We start from the raw sequence: 16,160 nt of genomic DNA on the forward strand, positions 1-16,160 counted from the left end.
TATGCGTTGCACGACCTTCATCTCGACACCGGCCGCGAGCGCGGGAGTCGCGGCGCAGGTCGTGCAGTCGGATCGGCGGCAGCCCGGGCTGTCGGGACAGGTCGTAGAAGACGTCCGTGACGTGCGCCGGGTGCAGTGGCGAGCCGTCCCATTGGGCGAAGGCGAGATCGTGCTCTTTCCACCGCTACCCGCGGCGTGCGCGGTCCGCGGCACGTGCGGCTGAATGTCAGCACAAACGCCGTGTTCTGATCGATCGCTACCGCGTTCACCGAGTCCATCCTCGGCTAGCTCTCCGGTCTCCCAGACCGGCTGCGTGATCTGGTTCGAGATCGAGACCCGATCTCCGCACGCCGCAACCCGATGCGCGCGACCAAACGGAACGACGGATACCGGAGATGGTTGACCGCGAGGTCGAGAAGGCGGCTCCGGGGCCCTTCAGGCACACTCGGCGAATTTCAGACTGCAGGGCGAGCCGTTTCCAGGAGCTGAGAAACAGCCTTGACCGATTGCCGAAACGGCTCGTCGCTGTCGGCCAGGCGGGCCAATGCGTACGCGCCCTGGCGAATGGCCAGAATAGTCACCGCGAGCGCTTGGACGTCGACGTCCGGGCGCAGCTCGCCCCGTTCGACGCCTTCGGCTAGCACCTCTTCCAGCCGCCCCTGAATCCAGCCGTACGTTTCGGCGATCGGGGCCATGAGTTCCGGGCTTCTCGCGACCTCTTCCTCCTGGACCAGCCTGCCCAGTCGGCACCCCCGCGTCACGACGCCGTCCGGAGCCAGGTACGCCTCGATCCTCTCGAGCAAGCCCTGCCGTCCGGCGAAGCGTTGCTCCACCTCGCGCTTGAGGTCCTCGCCCATTCCGAGTTCGGCCGCACGCGCGAGCTCGGCCTTGCCCCGGAAAAAGTGGTACATACTGCCCTGCCCGGCACCCGCGCGGCGTTGCACCTCGGCCGGGGTGGCGCCGGCGTAGCCGCGCTCCCAGAGCAGCTCTTGCATGCTTTGAACCAGCAGCTCCCCCTTGTTCCGCCGCTTGCCTTTCGCAGCGTCAACGCCCGGGCCGGTCTTCGCATCCACGCCAGCACACTACCACTTTGCACTTGCGGATACAGTGTACCTCTAAGTACATTGTACTTAGAGGTACGGGCGGTCGGGGGAGGGATCAGCAATGGGAACGGTCGAGCAGGCGCAAGCCGCCGCAGCGCCGAAGCACGCGCGAGGGGCCGCGTTCGCACTGTTTTCGGCGTGCCTGGGCTACTTCATGGTGTTGCTGGACGGCAGCGCCCTGAACATCGCGCTGCCGTCCATTCAGCACGACATCCACGGATCGCTGGCCACCCTTCAGTGGCTCGTGAACATCTATACGATCCCTTTGGCCTGCCTGTTGCTGTCCTCGGGCGTGCTCGCCGACCGTGCCGGTTCGCGTCGCGTATTCATGGTGGCGTTGACTGGATTCGTGCTGATGTCGCTCGCCTGCGCCCTCAGCGTGAATGTCGGGATGTTGATCGTGTGCCGGGCGCTGCAGGGAATCAGCGCGGCCGGGGTGCTGCCGACTACGCTGGCGATCATCGCCCGCAGCTATCCCGACCTGGCCGAACGCGCCAAGGCGATCACCGCGTGGGGTGCGACCGGCGGCATCGCCCTCGTGCTCGGGCCGATCGGCGGCGGATGGCTCACCCAATCGCTCGGGTGGCGCGCGATCTTCCTGGTCAACCTGCCAGTCGGCCTCCTCGCGTTGTGGCTTTCGTTCCGATACGCCAAGGAAACCGAGCGCCGCGACGCGGCCTCGTATGACTTGCTCGGCCAGGTGTGCGCGATCGCGGGCCTCGGCCTCGTCGTTGCCGCGCTGATCGAAGGCGGTGCCTTGGGCTGGGGAGACCCGGTCACTCTCGCACTCGGCGCAGCCGGTCTTCTCATGCTCGCCTTGTTCGCCTACGTCGAGAACAAAGTCGCGTCTCCGATGCTGCCGTTCGGCATGTTTCGCCGGCCCGCGTTCACGGCCGCAGTAGTGTCCGGCTTCGCATTTCAGTTCGGCACCTTCGGACTGCAGTTCATTGTCGCTATTTTCGTCGAAGAGGCGTGGGGATACTCGCCGGTGCAGGCTGGTTTCTTTCTGTTGCCCTTCGCCATCCTGCTGACTATCGGAACTTCTTTCCTCAACCGGCTGTGGAAAGCACGCGGGATGCGCTGGCTGCTCATCAACGGCTCCGCCGTAGCGACTCTCGGCACCCTTGCCTGCCTTGCCGCTTCAACCCCTTCGACTTGGCCCGCGCTGACGATCGGCTTCGCCTTCACCGGTCTCGGCGCCGGGATCCTCGCACCCAGCATCAACGGAGCCGCGCTGGCCGAAGTGGACGGTCAGTTCGCCGGGCTGGCCTCGGGGGTGCTCAACACGTTCCGCCAGATGGGTCTCGCCGTCGGGGTCGCTGTGCTAGGCGCGGTGCTGAGCACCGCCGGTTCGTCCGCCGGTCTGCACATTGACCTTGTCGTCGGCGTCGTGTGCTTCCTGGCCGTCATCGTCCTCGCCGCCCGGTACATCCGCCGCTGACTGTGCGCGTGGTTCCTGGGCCACTGTGCCAGCGAGGTTTAGGACGGTTCCCGCGGGTAACCAGGAACCGTGACGGGAAGGGGGTCGGCATGTGCCGTCTGTTTGGTCTGTCCGCTGCCCCGCGGCGCGTGCACGCCAGGTTCTGGCTGCTCGAAGCGCCCGACAGCCTCGCTGCCCAGAGCAGGCGGGAACCGGACGGGACTGGACTCGGCGTTTTCGACGCGGCAGGCTCGCCGGAGGTCTGGAAACAGCCCTTGGCCGCGTATGCGGACAAAAAGTTCGCTTGCGAGGCCAAGGAATGCGCGTCGACGACCTTTCTCGCACACATCCGCTACGCCTCGACCGGCGGCCTCGACCCGGCCAACACCCATCCCTTCCTCCAGCACGGCCGGCTGTTCGCCCACAACGGCGTCCTCGGCGATCTGCCCCGCCTGGAAGACCGGCTCGGCGAGTACCGTGACCTCGTCCAGGGCGACACCGACTCCGAACGGTTCTTCGCCCTCGTCACCCAGGAAATCGACGCCCACCACGGCGACGTGAGCGCTGGGATCACCGCCGCCGCGCGCTGGGCCGCGGCGAACCTGCCGGTGTTCGCGATCAACCTCGTCCTCACCACCGCGGACGAGCTCTGGGCCCTGCGCTACCCCGACACCCACGATCTTTACGTCCTCCAGCGCGGTGCCGGCGGCCCGCACGGCGACCGGCACCTGGAACACGCGAGCGCGGCGGGCCGGATCCGGGCCCGGTCCAGCGGTCTCGCCCGGCACCGGTCCGTCGTCGTCGCCAGCGAACGCATGGACGAAGACCCTGGCTGGCAGAACCTCCGGCCCGGTGAACTGCTGCACGTGGGCGCGGATTTGACCGCCACCCGCCGGATCGTGCTCGAACAGCCGCCGCGGCATGCGCTCACTCTCGACGACCTCGGTGCGCACGCCGCCGCGTCTCAGCAAGCCCAGTGATCCGGAAGCGAGGAGAAACCGAGTCCACGATGCCAGCTAACGGCGGGTCTGCAGTGCCTCGTCGGCGGCGACGATCTCCGGGTAGTACTGCCGGTGCCTGCGAGCGAGAGCCGCGCTCTGGTGGCGGCGCACAATTTTCCTTGTCTCGCGCAACAATACCTTCGCATGTCCCCGGATCAACCGAAACGGTACGGTATCCGTCATGACCCCCAGAACGGAACAGCTCGACGCACGCAATAAAAGCGATCGAACGTCTCAGTTGTCGGCGGCATAGCGCGATGCAGTTCAGTTTTCTGGAATCCGTAGCCCGGCGGCTCTGGAGCACGGCAGCGGCAGGAGTCGCGGTCGGGACCGCAGTCGGGTTCGCCGCTGGCCCGGCGCTGGGGGTACTGGCCGGGATCGCCGCGGCCGCGGCCGTGTTCGTCGTCTCCGGCTGGCTCGCGTTGTGGCCCATGGCGGCAGACCGGACCCGCCGATACGCGCGTCGCGAGGACCTTCGTCCGGCGGTTGAAGAAATGATCGTGGTCACCGCCGCGCTGTGCGGATTGGCCGGCATCGTGGTGTTGCTGGTCTCCGGACAGTCGGCCGGACCCGCGACCGCGGCCGTCGCGCTCGGCGGCGTGTTTTCCGTGTGGGCGGCTTTGCATCTCATGTACGCGACGCGTTACGCGGACCTGTACTACGCGGAATCGTCCGCCGGGATCGACTTCAATTCCGGCAATCCGCCCGCGTATCGCGATTTCTTCTACTTCAGCTACAACCTCGGCATGACTTACCAGGTGTCCGACACCAGCGTGTCCAGTTCGACGATCCGCGCCGTCGTGCTGCGGCACACGCTGCTGTCGTACGTGTTCGGCACGGTGATCCTGGCCGCCACGATCAATCTTGTCGCCGGAATCGTCACCCACTAAGGACCGAGCATGACCGCATCGCGGCCCAGCCAGGCGGGCGAGAGCCTGACGACCGTTCTCGTCGCGTTGAGTTCCAATGTGCTGATCGCGGCGGCGAAAACCGCGGTGGCGGCGGTCACCGGTTCGGCGGCGATGCTGGCCGAGGCGGCGCATTCCTGGGCGGACACCGGCAACGAGGTGTTCCTGCTCGTCGGCGAACGCAAGGCGGGCAAGAGCCCGGACGAGACCCATCCGCTCGGCTACGGCCGGGGCGGGTACGTGTGGTCGATGTTCGCCGCGTTCGGCCTTTTCACCGTCGGCGCGGCGGTCTCGGTCTGGCACGGGATCCAGTCGCTGCGCGCGCCGGAGGAAACGTCCTCGTACGCCTGGGCTTACGCGGTGCTGGGAATCTCCTTCGTACTCGAGGGAACCTCGTTCGCCCAGGCGCTGCGCCAGACCCGGCGCGGCGCGCTGACCCGCAAGCTCCGGCCCCTGCGGTACGTGCGCGTCACGTCCAACCCGGTGCTGCGGGCGGTGTTCGCCGAGGACCTTTCGGCGCTCATCGGACTGCTCATCGCCGGGTCGAGCATTCTGGCCCACCAGCTGACCGGCGACGCTCGCTGGGACGCGCTCGGCTCTATCCTGGTGGGAATCCTGCTCGGAGCGGTCGCGATTTTCCTCATCATGCGCAACATGGACTTCCTCACCGGGGAGAAGGTCACTCCATTGGCCCGCAATCGCGCGTTGCGGATCCTGCTGGAGCACGACGCGGTCGAGCGGGTCAGTTTCCTGCACATGGAATGGGTGGGCGCGGACAAGATTTTCCTGGTCGCCGCGGTCGACCTGACGGGCGACGCACCCGAATCCGCGGTGGCGGCCCGGCTGAACGAGGTGCAGGACGCGCTCAACGACCGCCCGGAAATCCAGCGGGCGGTGCTGACGCTGGCGCGTCCCGGCGATCCGACCGACCTGCGGCCCGCTCCGCTCCCCGAGTGGTATGTCGAGTGAGGTTCACGCCGGCGAAGGCAGCCAGGGCGGTTGCCAGGCCGGGTATCCGTCCACCAGCTCGTCCGCGGCGGAAGGCCCCCACGTTCCCGGTGCGTACGACCGGGCCGGACGCGGATAAGCCAGTGCCGGCCGCAGGATCCGCCAGCTCTCCTCCACCGCGTCCTGCCAGGCGAACAGCCGGTCGTCGCCGGACAGGGCGTCGGCGAGCAGGCGTTCGTAGGGCGAGCGCGGGGTGCCCAGGTCCCGTTCGAAGGTGGTGTCCAGGCGCACCGGCCGCCATTGCTCCGCACTGTCCAATCCGGACAGCCGGAGCCGGAACGCCGGGTCTGGAGAGATACGCAGCACCAGCTGGTTGGCCTCGACCCGCGCGGCGTCGGGCAGGAAGCGCAGCCGCGGCGTGTCTTCGAAGATCAGCCGGACCTCGGTGGCGCTCGCGGGAAGGCATTTGCCCGCGCGCAGGAAGATCGGCACCCCGGCCCAGCGCCAGTCGTCGATCGCCAGTTTCAGCGCGACGTACGTTTCGGTGTCCGACCCGGCGGCCACCCCGGGCACGCCCTGGTAGCCCTCGTATTGGCCCCGCACGCAGTCGCCCGGCTCGACGGCCGGGATCGCCCGGAACACTTCGAGTTTCTTCGCGCGCAGATCCGCCACGCTCGACCCGACCGGCGCGTCCATCGCCACCAGCGCCAGCAGTTGCAGCAGATGGTTTTGCACGACGTCGCGCAGCGCCCCGACCTGATCGTAGAACCGTCCGCGCCCGGCCACGTCCAGTTTCTCCGCCATCGTGATCTGGATGGCGGCCACGCTGTCGCGGTCCCACAGTCGGGCGAGCACGTGGTTGGCGAACCGCAGGTATTCGATCTCGGTGACCGGTTCCTTGCCGAGGAAGTGGTCGACCAGCAACAGCTGCCGCTCGTCCAGGACTGCGTCCAGGCGACGGCGTAGTTCCTGCGCGGAAGCCAGGTCGGTGCCGAAGGGCTTCTCCAGCGCTACGCGGGCGTCGGCCAGCAGGCCCGCGGCGGCCAGCCGCTCGACGACGGGGGCGAACAGCGACGGCGGCAACGCCAAGTAGTAGAGAGGGCGGCCGGTGGCGGCCAGACGTTCGCCGAGTCCCTCGTACAGCTCCGGATCAGTGGCGCCCCCGCTCAGGTAGGACAACCGCAGAGCCAGCCGGGCGAACACCGCCGGGTCGAAGTCGTTGACGGCCTTCTCGAGCGACCGGCGGGCCAATTCGGTGAACTCCGCCCGCGACAGGCGCGCGGTGGCGGCGCCGATGACGGGACAGCGCAATTCGCCGCGCTGCTCCAGCCAGTAGAGCGCGGGAAGGGTCATTTTCGCCGCGAGATCGCCGGTGATCCCGAAAATCACCAGGGCTCCGGCATTCCACCCCGCGGTCATAGAAGATCCGTCTCGTCCGGGGCGACCTCGCAGGTGCGTTCGCGGCCCAGCGGCGCGGACACCGAGGTGACCGTTCCGGTGCCGCAGCCGCGCCAGGCCACGGTGATGCCCTGCGGCTCGTCGCGGCTCGATCCGATCGGGCCGCGTGCGGCGGTTTCGGCGGGACCGACGTGGTACGTGCGGATGTCGTCCTGGTCGGTGCCGTCGACCCGGGTCACCTCGTAGGCGAAGATCGCGACGCGCTGTCCGGCGGCCGGGAAGTCCGGCGGCCACGGGTTGTCGAAAAGCCCGCCGCTCGGAGTGCCGAGGGTTTTCGCGGTGATCTGGGGTGTGTCAGTCATGGTCCATCCCTTTGAGAGTGTCGATGCGCAGCGCGTGCATCGCGGCGACGAGCTCGGCCACATCGCGAGGATCGGTGAGCGTCCGGTCGGTGAGTTCGCGGATCCGCCGCAGCCGGTAGCGGACGGTGTTGGCGTGGCAGTGCAGGGTCTGTCCGGCGCGTTCGGTGGAGCCGCCGTCGGCGAAGTACGTGTGGAGGGTTTTCAGGAGCAGGTCGCGTTCGTCGGCGGGCAGATCCAGCACCGGCCCGAAGACGTGGTCGCCGAGCCGCTGGCCTTCGTCGGGGTCGTTGGCGACGAGCGCGGCCAGCGGGCTGGGATCGAACGCGCGGACCTCGACGCGTTCCGGCGGAATCCCGGCCAGCGCGGTCCGCGCCAGGTGAAGCGCACGCGGGGTGTCGGCCAGCGACGGGTACAGCGGGCTGACCCCGGTGCGGGTCGACGCCACCTCGCCGAGCACGGTGAGCAGGGCGGGGTATTGCTCGTCGCGCACCGACACCAGACCGGCTTGCAGCGCTGGGGTGAGCTGCCACGCCGACACCATGCCGAGCTGTCCGAGCCGCCGTTCGACGCCGACCAGGCTCTCCTCGGCCAGCCCGCGGGTCTCGGCCGCGACGACGGCGAGTCTCCCGTCGGGAGGCAGCCCGAGCAGCCGTCCGGCCTCCCACGGCCCGGCTCCGGAGAGCCGCTGGCCGGTGAACAGTGCCTCGGCCAGCGCCGAGCGACGGCGTTGCTGCGCGGCGAGAAGCTCCGCGCTCGCCGCCCGGTACGCCTCGGTCACGCGGACCGCGTGCTCGTCGGTGACCTGCCAAAGCAGACTCGCCGCGTCGACCAGCGCCTCGGTGCGGCCGATCTCCCGCGCGTGCGCGGCCAGCAGATCCCACAGCATCGCGCAGCCGATCCGGTACACCTGCAGCACTTCCGGCAGCGGCGCGCCCTGGTGTGCGCGCCGGCTGCCGGTCTCCTGCGGCGCGCCCTGGTCCGGGTCTTCGCGCCCGTCGAGCGCGTCGACCAGGAACCGGATGTTGACCGCGATCGAACGGTGCAGGTCGGCGCGCGGCACGATCGTCTCGTCCCGGTAGAGGTCGATCCGCTCGCCCGCCGCCGCGCAGATGCCGTCGATCAGCCGCGGCAGCCGCGGACGGACCCAGCCGACGAGTTCGGCGATCCCGCCACTGGTCATCGGGCCGCCCGCGAGGCCGCGCCGCGGCTCATGCCGCCGCCTCGCGGTCCCGGCAGGTCACGGTGAGCACGCCGTCGTCCAAGCCGACCTCGACGACCGTGTTGTCGTGCGCTTCGCCGCCGAGCAGCGCGCGCCCGATCCGGGTCTCGACCTCGCGGGCGAGGAACCGCCGCAGCGGCCGCGCGCCGTACACCGGGTCGAAGCCCTGTTCCGCGATGAACCGCAGCGCTTTGTCGGACACTTCCAGGGTCATGTTCTGCTCGGCCAGCCGCTTGCGCAGCTCGCCCAGCATCAGCTCGACGACCCGTTCGATCTCCGGCAGCGTCAACGGTTTGAACAGCACGATGTCGTCGATGCGGTTGAGGAACTCCGGCCGGAAATGCCCGCGCAGCGCCGCCATCACCTCCTCGCGCGCGGACTCGGTGATCTCGCCCTCGTCGTTCACCCCCTCGATCAGGAAGTGCGCACCGATGTTGGACGTCATGATGATCACCGTGTTGCGGAAATCGACCGTGCGGCCCTGCGCATCGGTCAGCCGCCCGTCGTCGAGCACCTGCAGCAGCGTGTTGAACACGTCTGCGTGCGCCTTCTCGATCTCGTCGAACAGCACCACCGAATACGGCTTCCGCCGCACGGCTTCGGTCAGTTGCCCGCCCTCGTCGTAGCCGACATACCCGGGCGGCGCGCCGACCAGCCGCGACACCGTGTGCCGCTCCTAGTACTCGCTCATGTCTATCCGGACGATGTTGTCCTCGGTGTCGAACAAATCCGCCGCCAGCGCCTTCGCCAGCTCGGTCTTGCCGACCCCGGTCGGGCCCAGGAACAGGAACGACCCGATCGGCCGGCGCGGGTCCTTGATCCGCGACCGCGCCCGGATGATCGCGTCCGCGACCAGCCGCACCGCCTCGTCCTGCCCGATCACCCGCTCGTGCAGCAATTCGTCCAGGCGCAGCAGCTTCTCCCGCTCGCCCTCCTGCAGCCGGCTGACCGGGATCCCGGTCCAGCGCGACACGACCGCCGCGATCTCCTCCTCGGTCACGACCTCGCGCGGCAACCGGGTGCCCGCCTGCCGCGTCGCGAGCAGTTCCTCCTCGCCCTCCAGCCGGCGCTCCAGCTCGGGGAGCTTGCCGTGGCGCAGTTCGGCGGCCTTGTTCAGGTCGTAGGCCCGCTCGGCCGCGTCGGCGTCCCGGCTGACCTGCTCGATCTCCTCCCGCAGCGCCTGCACCTTGTGCAGCGCGGACCGTTCGGCCTCCCATTGGGTCCGCATCCCGCCGGCCTCGGCCCGCAGATCGACCAGCTCCCGGCGCAGCTCCTCCAGCCGGGACTTGCTCGCCGCGTCGGTTTCCTTCGCCAGCGCGGCTTCCTCGATCTCGGTGCGGGTCAGCCGCCGGCTCAGCTCGTCCAGTTCGGCGGGCATCGAATCGATCTCCGTGCGCAGCATCGCGCACGCCTCGTCCACCAGGTCGATCGCCTTGTCCGGCAGGAACCGGTCCGAAATGTAGCGATGGCTCAGCACCACCGCCGCGACCAGCGCGCTGTCCTGGATCTTCACACCGTGGAACACCTCGAGCCGCTCGCGCAGCCCGCGCAGGATCGAGATCGCGTCCTCGACCGACGGCTCGTCCACCAGGACCGGCTGGAACCGGCGCTCCAGCGCGGCGTCCTTCTCGATGTACTTGCGGTACTCGTCCGCCGTCGTCGCGCCGATCATGTGCAATTCGCCGCGTGCGAGCATGGGTTTGAGCATGTTGCCGGCATCCATCGCGCCCTCGGTCGCGCCCGCGCCCACGACGGTGTGCAGTTCGTCGACGAACAGCAGGATCCGGCCCTCGGCCGCGGTCACCTCGGTGAGCACGGCCTTCAACCGCTCCTCGAACTCGCCCCGGTACTTCGCGCCCGCCACCAGCGCGCCGAGGTCGAGCGAGAACACCGTCTTGCCTTTGAGCCCTTCCGGCACGTCGCCGCGGTCGATGCGCTGCGCGAGCCCCTCGACGATCGCGGTCTTGCCCACGCCCGGATCGCCGGTCAGCACCGGGTTGTTCTTCGTTTTGCGCGAAAGGATCTGGATCACCCGGCGGATCTCCGCGTCGCGCCCGATGACCGGGTCCAGCTTCCCCGCCGCCGCGTCCGCGACGAGATCGCGACCGTACTTTTCCAAAGCCTCGTAAGCCGATTCCGGCGTCGCCGACGTCACCCGCTGATTCCCCCGCACCTTCCGCAGCACCTCCAGGAACTTGTCCCGCGTCAGCCCCTGCGCTCGCAAAAGCCGTCCCGCCGCGCTGGAGCTGCCTTCCTCCAGCAGCGCCGCGACGAGGTGCTCGACGGACACGTAATCGTCTTTGAGCCGGCCCGCTTCGCGATCGGCCGCGTCGAGCACCCGGGCCAGGCGGGCGGTCACCCGGGTTTCGCCGGGCGCGACCCCGGGTCCGCTCACCTTGGGACGCCGGGCGAGTTCCGCTTCCAGGTCCTGCCGGAGGCGGGCCGGGTCCGCGCCCGCCTCGTCCAGCAGCCGGGACGCGAGCCCGTCGGGCTGGTCGAGCAACGCGAGCAGCAGGTGCTCGCCGTCGACCTCCGGCTGGCCGTACCGCAGCGCGGCGGTCTGCGCGTCGTGCAGTGCTTCCTGGGATTTCTGGGTGAGCCGGTTGGGATCCATGGTCAGTCTCCGCTGCGTCGGGATCGGGTACGGAGGTCCGCTTCGAGTTCCGCGATGCGGTCGAGCAGGTCGGCGACCAGGCCGACCGCGGCGTAGTTCAGCGAGAACCCGGCGCGCAGCCGCTGGATCCGGGCCGCCGCGGCCACCTGCGCCACCGGATACCACCAGTCGCCGCGCGCGTCCTCGACCGGTTCCAGCAGGCCCAGCACGGTGAACCGGCGGACCAGGTCCGGGTGCAGGCCGGTCGCGTGCGCGAACGTCGGCAGGTCCAGATGCGCCGCGGCGGGGCGGCGGCGCACGAGCGCGTAGGTCATCCCGGCCTCCTCGGGTTGTGGTCGGTCGCCGCGGCCAGTTCCTCGTAGAGCTTGCGCTGCTCGTCGGTGAGTTCCTTGGGGACGACGATCTTGACCGCGGCGTACAGATCGCCGGGCTTTCCCCGGGTGTTCGGAATGCCTCGCCCGCGCAGCCGCAGCTTCCGCCCGCTCGACGTTCCCGGCGCGATCTTCAGCTTCGCCTCGCCGCCGCCGGGGAGATCCATCGCGACGGTCGCGCCCAGCGCCGCTTCCGAGGGCAGCAACGGAAGATCCACCGTGACGTCCCGGCCGTCGACCTGATAACGCTTGTCCGGCACCAGATGCACCACCAGGTACAGGTCGCCGCGCGGCGCGCCTTCGCCGCTGCCGTAACCGCCTTGCCCGGCCAGCCGGATGCGTTTGCCGTTGCTCACTCCGGCGGGGATGTGCACGTCCACCGTGCGCGAACCTTCCGGACCGTCGAGGGTGAACGAACGCCGTCCGCCGTGGTAGGCCTCGCTCAGGCTGATCTCGATCCCGGCTTCCTGATCGGCACCCGGAATCGGGCCGCGCTGACGGCCGAATCCGCCGCCGAACATGCCGCCGAAGAGGTCCTCGAAGTCGACCCCTTCCGCGCTCCGGAAGCCGGAGAATCCTCCGGAGCCCGCCTTGGCCCGGGCGTAGGTCTCCGGGTCCATGTCCGGCGGAACCTGCCGGAAGTCCTTGCCGAACGCGTCGTAGCGCTTGCGCTTCTCCGGTTCGGACAGCACGTCGTATGCCTCGGAGACGGCTTTGAACTTCTCCTCCGCCCCCGGATCCTTGTTCACGTCCGGGTGGTACTTGCGGGCGAGTTTGCGATACGCCTTCTGGATCTCGTCCTGGCTCGCCGTCCGGGAGACGCCGAGCAGCTGGTAAAAGTCCTCGCTGTCGCTCATCAATCCGCCTTCGCGACCACGACCGCCGCGGGCCGCAGCTGGTTCTCGGCATCGCCGTACCCCGGGCGCACGACCTCGACCACCGTGCCCGGCTCGACGCCGGCCGCCGGAACGACCGACACCGCTTCGTGCAGCTGCGGATCGAACGGGGCCCCGTGGTCGTCCCGGTGCCGGGGGAAACCGAGGTTGGCCATCGCCTGGTCCGCCTGCGCGCGCACCGCTTCGACCCCGGAGACGACGGCTTTGGGGTCCGCCTCGGCGTGCCCGATGGCCAGGTCCAGATTGTCGAGCACGGTCAGCAGTTCCTTGGCCGCTCGTTTGCGTTCCTGGTGCCGCACCTGCAAGGTGTCGCGCACGGTGCGCTTGCGGAGGTTGTCCAGATCGGCCATCGCGGTGCGCCAGTTGTTCTCCAGCTCGGCGACCCGGGACTGGAGCCAGGCCACGTCGGGGATGTCTTCCGGTTCCGTCTCCTGCGTGTTCTCCATGGCGGTCAGGAGGTGGTGAATTCGGCGTCGACGACGTCGTCACCGTCGTCGTCGTTCCCCGCCGGACGCGCGCCCGGCGAGTCGCCGGCGGCGGACGCGACCGCGGACAGACCGTGGAACAGCTGCTGCAGTTCCGAGGTCGTCGAACGCAGCTTCTCCAGGCTCGGCTCGTCCTGCTTGAGGAGGTCGCGGGCATCCACGGCGAGGTTCTCCGCGCGGGCTTTTTCGTTGACCGGCACCGCGTCGCCGAGTTCGGCGATGCTTTTCTCCACCTGGTAGACGGCGCTGTCCAGAGTGTTGCGCGCGTCGACGATCTCGCGCAGCTTGGCGTCCTCGGCCCGGTGCGCCTCGGCGTCGGCGACCATGCGGTCCACCTCCGCGGAGTCCAGATTGGAGCTTTCGGAGATGGTGATGGTCTGCTCCCGGCCGGAATTGGTGTCCTTGGCCGAGACGTTGAGAATGCCGTTGGCGTCGATGTCGTAGGTGACCTCGATCTGCGGCACCCCGCGCGGGGCCGGCGGGATGTTCTCCAGCCGGAACCGGCCGAGCACCCGGTTGTCCGCGGCCTTCTCGCGCTCGCCCTGCAGCACGACGATGTCCGCCGCGGCCTGGTTGTCCTCCGCGGTGGAGAAGGTTTCCTTGCGCCGGGCCGGGATCGTGGTGTTGCGCTCGATGACCTTGGTCATCACGCCGCCCATCGTCTCGATGCCGAGCGAAAGCGGGGTGACGTCCAGCAGGAGGACGTCCTTGGCCTCGCCCTTGATGATGGCCGCCTGGATCGCCGCGCCGAGGGCGACGACCTCGTCCGGGTTGACCGTCATGTTCGGGTCTTTGCCGCCGGTCATCCGCCGCACCAGCGCCTGCACCGCCGGGATCCGCGTCGAACCGCCGACCAGGATGACCTCGTCGATGTCGTTCGCGGTCAGCTTCGCGTCGGCCAGCGCGCGCTCCACCGGCACCTTGCAGCGCTCGACGAGGTCCGCGGTGATCTGGTCGAACGTCGACCGCATCAGCGTCGTGTTCAGGTGTTTCGGCCCGGACGCGTCCGCGGTGATGAAGGGCAGGTTGATCGTGGTCTGGGCGACCGAGGACAGCTCTTCCTTCGCCTTGGACCCGGCCTCGAACAACCGCTGCAGCGCCTGCGGATCCGCGCGCAGGTCGATGCCGTTCTCGCGCTCGAACTGGTCCGCGAGATGGTCGACGACCCGGCGGTCGAAGTCGTCGCCGCCCAGATGCGTGTCGCCTGCGGTGGACCGGACCTCGACCACGCCGTCGCCGATGTCTAGCACGCTGACGTCGAACGTGCCGCCGCCGAGGTCGAACACCAGCACTGTCTCGTGCTGCTTCTTGTCCAGCCCGTAAGCCAGCGCCGCCGCGGTCGGCTCGTTGATGATCCGCAGCACCTCGAGCCCGGCGATGCGGCCCGCGTCCTTCGTCGCCTGCCGCTGCGCGTCGTTGAAGTAGGCCGGAACCGTGATGACGGCCTCGGTGACCTTCTCCCCCAGGAACTTCGACGCGTCGTCCACCAGCTTGCGCAGCACCAGCGCCGAAACCTCCTCCGGCGCGTATTTCTTGCCGTGCACGTCGAACCGCACCGCGTCGTCCGGCCCCGGCACGACGTCGTAGGAAACCGCGTCGATCTCGCTGGCCACCTCGTCGAACCGGCGGCCGATGAACCGCTTCGCCGACGAGATCGTGCCCTTCGGATTCATGATCGCCTGCCGCCGCGCGAGCTGCCCGACCAGCCGCTCGCCGGAATCGGTGTAGGCGACCACCGACGGGGTCGTCCGCGCGCCGTCCGCATTGGCGATCACCTCGGGCTGGCCGCCCTCCAGCACCGCGATGACCGAGTTGGTCGTCCCCAGGTCGATGCCCACCGCTTTGGCCACGACGCCGTTCCTTTCTCGGGCTATTCCCGGCCCGAAAACCTCCGGACCGGACGAGTTCGAGGTCTGGTGTACTGGAGCGGGAAAGGGCCGTCAAACCGGAATAATCTCCAGACATGCGTTTTCCTGCCCGCTTGCCGGGCGATTGTGGGAGGCGCCAAAGAATATTGTTGTGCGACACAATCGAGGGGTGATCGAATTGCTCGCGGCGGGTGCGTCAGCCGAGGCCGGCGGCGTCGTCTTCGGCTCCGGCCGCGCTGCCTGCGCCAAGCCGGAGCAGGCCGAGCGACGATCTCTCTGCCGCGCCTGTCGGTGCGGAAATTGCGCGATGCCCCGGCGAGCTGGCCGCCCCCGGCGAACCCCGGAAACGCCGAATGCGGTCACCGCCGGCTTCGGCAGTGACCGCATTCGTTGGTCAGATAAATACTTTCCGGGAACTAGATTCCCATGCTCGCGCCGAGACTGTCCAGCGCCTTGTTGACCATGCCCTGAGCGTTGGCGTTCAGAGTGGAGTTCGTCCCGTTCACGACCCAGTCCGAGCCGGAGAAGATCACCACGGTCACGCCGTTGTCCACGCCGCCGTCAGTGCCGCTGCTGTTGATGCCGAGCAGCGAAGCCGCCTTCACCGACGCCTCGCCCAATTCGCGCGAGTCGTTGTCCGAAGTATCCTGACCATTGGCCGTCTGCGTGTCGCCGAAGATCGCGCCGATGACCTTGCTCTTGTAGAACATTAACGCGAACTGCCGGCCGCTGATGCCGTGTTCCTTGTAGAAGAAATGCGGGCACGGGCTCTTCTTGTCGTAGCAGTCATCGCCGAGGACGTAGAACGGCACGTGGTGCGCGCCGAGATATTTTCCGTTGCTGTCCTTGAAAGTCGTCGTGCCCTGGTGATCGGGATCGGGGTCGGGGTCGCTGCCGTCGGTGTCGACGGCCAGCCCGGAACCGTAGGCGTAGACGCCCTTGGCGACCTGGTAGACGTTGACGTCCTTGGCCCGCGTCATGGTGTTGATGTGCGGTTTGGAGTTGACCTTGTTCGCGTCCGTGCTGTTCTTCTTCACGCCGGCCAGCACCTGCGCGGCCGTATAGGACTTGGCGGTGGCGGCGGCGGTTTCCGCGTGCGCGGAATCGACCGCGAGCGGCACGGCGAGCGCCAGAGCGGCGCCGACCACCGCGAAACGCCTACGGGAGGATGACATGACCGGGCGACCTCCAGCCTTCATTAGGAAAACTTCCTAACATATTGAACCATCCGTGACCGGCCGCTGTCACGAGGTGAACCGGAGAAAATCGGCGACGACGCCCTGGCGCTGGGCGTCTGCGCGAAGCGGCTCCCGCTGACCGGAACGACAGCCGCCTGAATGTCCACGAACACTCGGACAAAACAGGCAGATTCCGGGAGGGTTCGGCACGACATAAGGATCAAGCCGGAGAACACAGTGCCCGCCAGGACCAGATCGACTACCGACAGGAACGCCCGTAGCGAGCTACCTCGCAGCGTGTTCGCGGGATAGGAGGGGAGGAAGGCCGCAGGGACCCCAGTCCCGGTCACACCGGGGGCAGGTACGCCGCGCCGCGGGCCCGATCGAGG

The 16,160-nt window shown here is 68.6% G+C and carries 14 protein-coding genes and 1 pseudogene; 5 read left to right on the top strand and 10 right to left on the bottom strand.

Features of this window, described 5'->3' with window-relative positions; all coding sequences use genetic code 11:
- Positions 1-223, top strand: a 223-nt coding sequence (locus H5411_RS47170; RefSeq protein WP_220818022.1) for a hypothetical protein, incomplete at its 5' end; no start/stop codon positions are given.
- Positions 224-455: 232 nt separating this feature from the next.
- On the opposite strand, the gene H5411_RS37590 is transcribed toward H5411_RS47170, so the two are convergent.
- Positions 456-1,073, bottom strand: a complete 618-nt coding sequence (locus H5411_RS37590; RefSeq protein WP_244194778.1) for a TetR/AcrR family transcriptional regulator — start codon at positions 1,071-1,073, stop codon at positions 456-458.
- 91 nt (positions 1,074-1,164) lie between these two features.
- Here H5411_RS37590 and H5411_RS37595 point away from each other — a divergent pair, with 91 nt between their 5' ends.
- From H5411_RS37595 to H5411_RS37610, 4 genes are all read left to right on the top strand, one after another.
- Positions 1,165-2,544 (top strand): MFS transporter, encoded by a 1,380-nt coding sequence (locus H5411_RS37595; RefSeq protein WP_101438403.1) that lies wholly within the window; start codon positions 1,165-1,167, stop codon positions 2,542-2,544.
- 89 nt (positions 2,545-2,633) lie between these two features.
- On the top strand, positions 2,634-3,503 hold the full coding sequence (locus tag H5411_RS37600) for a class II glutamine amidotransferase (RefSeq protein WP_101438402.1): 870 nt from the start codon (positions 2,634-2,636) through the stop codon (positions 3,501-3,503).
- Positions 3,504-3,781: 278 nt separating this feature from the next.
- Entirely contained in the window at positions 3,782-4,414 is a 633-nt protein-coding gene (locus H5411_RS37605; protein ID WP_101438401.1) for a DUF1345 domain-containing protein, read from the top strand.
- Between the two features lie 9 nt (positions 4,415-4,423).
- On the top strand, positions 4,424-5,401 hold the full coding sequence (locus tag H5411_RS37610; RefSeq protein WP_037360305.1) for a cation diffusion facilitator family transporter: 978 nt from the start codon (positions 4,424-4,426) through the stop codon (positions 5,399-5,401).
- A gap of 3 nt (positions 5,402-5,404) precedes the next feature.
- On the opposite strand, the gene H5411_RS37615 is transcribed toward H5411_RS37610, so the two are convergent.
- The 9 genes and pseudogenes from H5411_RS37615 to H5411_RS37655 form a co-directional block, all read right to left on the bottom strand.
- Positions 5,405-6,799, bottom strand: coding sequence for a glucose-6-phosphate dehydrogenase (locus H5411_RS37615; protein WP_183126530.1), 1,395 nt, complete (start codon positions 6,797-6,799; stop codon positions 5,405-5,407).
- Entirely contained in the window at positions 6,796-7,140 is a 345-nt protein-coding gene (locus H5411_RS37620; RefSeq protein ID WP_101438399.1) for a hypothetical protein, read from the bottom strand. Before H5411_RS37620 ends, H5411_RS37615 begins: the two co-directional genes overlap by 4 nt.
- On the bottom strand, positions 7,133-8,320 hold the full coding sequence (locus H5411_RS37625; protein ID WP_101438398.1) for a PucR family transcriptional regulator: 1,188 nt from the start codon (positions 8,318-8,320) through the stop codon (positions 7,133-7,135). Before H5411_RS37625 ends, H5411_RS37620 begins: the two co-directional genes overlap by 8 nt.
- A 28-nt stretch (positions 8,321-8,348) precedes the next feature.
- Positions 8,349-10,973: pseudogene (gene clpB, locus H5411_RS37630) on the bottom strand (ATP-dependent chaperone ClpB).
- 2 nt (positions 10,974-10,975) lie between these two features.
- Positions 10,976-11,287 (bottom strand): chaperone modulator CbpM, encoded by a 312-nt coding sequence (locus tag H5411_RS37635; RefSeq protein ID WP_101438397.1) that lies wholly within the window; start codon positions 11,285-11,287, stop codon positions 10,976-10,978.
- On the bottom strand, positions 11,284-12,201 hold the full coding sequence (locus tag H5411_RS37640; RefSeq protein WP_183126531.1) for a DnaJ C-terminal domain-containing protein: 918 nt from the start codon (positions 12,199-12,201) through the stop codon (positions 11,284-11,286). Before H5411_RS37640 ends, H5411_RS37635 begins: the two co-directional genes overlap by 4 nt.
- Positions 12,201-12,686, bottom strand: coding sequence for a nucleotide exchange factor GrpE (locus H5411_RS37645; protein WP_101438395.1), 486 nt, complete (start codon positions 12,684-12,686; stop codon positions 12,201-12,203). The genes H5411_RS37640 and H5411_RS37645 overlap by 1 nt, the downstream gene beginning before the upstream one ends.
- 5 nt (positions 12,687-12,691) lie before the next feature.
- The gene (gene dnaK, locus H5411_RS37650) at positions 12,692-14,575 is read right to left on the bottom strand and encodes a molecular chaperone DnaK (RefSeq protein WP_101438394.1); all 1,884 of its coding nucleotides are present in this window, start codon (positions 14,573-14,575) and stop codon (positions 12,692-12,694) included.
- 434 nt (positions 14,576-15,009) lie between these two features.
- Complete coding sequence (locus tag H5411_RS37655) at positions 15,010-15,768, bottom strand: glycoside hydrolase family 75 protein (RefSeq protein WP_220818023.1); 759 nt, start codon at positions 15,766-15,768, stop codon at positions 15,010-15,012.
- Between the last annotated feature and the right edge of the window lie 392 nt (positions 15,769-16,160).

It is taken from the genome of Amycolatopsis echigonensis, assembly GCF_014174495.1.
Taxonomy (GTDB): Bacteria; Actinomycetota; Actinomycetes; order Mycobacteriales; family Pseudonocardiaceae; genus Amycolatopsis; species Amycolatopsis echigonensis.